Origin of the sequence: Lyngbya sp. CCY1209 (genome assembly GCF_035615495.1) — a bacterium.
Taxonomy (GTDB): domain Bacteria; phylum Cyanobacteriota; class Cyanobacteriia; order Cyanobacteriales; family Microcoleaceae; genus Limnospira.
The window spans coordinates 1-1,408 of sequence record NZ_JAJENU010000637.1 but is presented as its reverse complement, the minus strand read 5'-3'; the positions used below and the strand labels follow the sequence as shown (position 1 = coordinate 1,408).

The following is a 1,408-nucleotide window of genomic DNA, read 5'->3' as shown; positions in this document are numbered from 1 at the left end:
GACTCAAGTCGCCGTTCGTTTTTCCTCCCTGCTCTAAAGAGACAGAGCTTCCAAACGTATCGGAGATTTTACGTGACGATTTGATAGTCGGCCTTTTTGAAGATTCTTTCCAGAGTTTTGATGTGGGCAGGGATCTCATCTTCGTTTGATGCTTTTTGACCCCACATTTTTGGGGGTGGCGACCGTCAACCCACGGGACTGATCCGCCGGTACATTGGGGGCGATCGCGCTTTTTTCGGGTGGGGGTTTATAGCGCTGAAGCCAGAGTAATGGGGAATAGGGAACTGAAACTGCTTTTCTATAATAAGGGGAGGTCGCCCCTTGTTCTGACCCCATTTCAACTGTTACCACACGAGCGCGATACTGGCGATACAGACAAAATAGGAGACTCAGATCCGTGGCAGCAACCGTCCCCGGTGGTGATCGCAACTCACGCAACTCACAAAAGATATCAACGATCGCAACTCACGCAACTCACAAAGAATTTCAACGTGGAAGCAACCGTCCCCGGTGGCGATCGAGCGCGATACTAGCGATACAGACAAAATAGGAGACTCAGATCCGTGGAAGCAACCGTCCCCGGTTGCCATCTCCGATTTGGGAAAGGATGTCAATTTGCGATCGCCACACTCCCCATCATCCCCAAATCTTCGTGGTCCAAAATGTGGCAGTGGTAGACCGTTTGGCCCGCAAAATCCCGAAACGGAACCCGCAGCCGCACCGTCTCCCCCCGCATCACCAAAACCGTATCCTTCCAAGCCCGATAAGGTGTCGGCCGGCCGTTGCGACTCACCACCTGCACGGGGTTGGTGTGGAGGTGAAACGGATGGTCCATCGTCCCGGTCGTGGTAATTTCCCAATCTTCCACCGTCCCCAACTTGACCTGCGTATCCAACCGCTGGGGGTCGAATACCTGGCCGTTAATTAAAAAGACCATTCCCATCCCCCTCGCCATGCCGTGATTGAGGGTAAATTGTTTGGTGGCGGCGGGTTCGGGAAGGGCCTCCACCGGCAACAACTGCTTCGGCAGGGGGACGGACTGAACCGACTCGCCATAAGTGAAAGTTGCCAGAGTTTGGGTCCTGTTGGAATTGGACGGATTGCCCATCATGCCGCGCCCCATCATGCCCCGTCCCATCATGCCGCCGCCCATCATGCCGCCCCGGTTGTAGGGTTTGTTGAGGAGGCGGTACTGTCCGGGGGTGCGATCCGCGACAGCGTACCTATCGCCGCGCACCAGGACCTCGATCCGTTCTCCGGGGGTCAGCAACACCTCCGCCAACTCCGCCGGTTCGGGAATCGCCCCGCCGTCCGTGGCGATCAGGTGCATGGGGTAACCAATCCCCGCGAAGACAGCGACGGGGCTTTCTAGCCCTAACCTGTTACTCTGTCTCGCAGAGAGCAAGAC

Annotated in this window: 1 protein-coding gene; it reads right to left on the bottom strand. The window is 56.3% G+C overall.

What is annotated here, in order from left to right; genetic code table 11:
- Positions 1-610 precede the first annotated feature (610 nt).
- The coding region (locus tag LKE08_RS24400) for a multicopper oxidase domain-containing protein (protein WP_324706882.1) at positions 611-1,408 on the bottom strand (798 nt) is incomplete at its 5' end.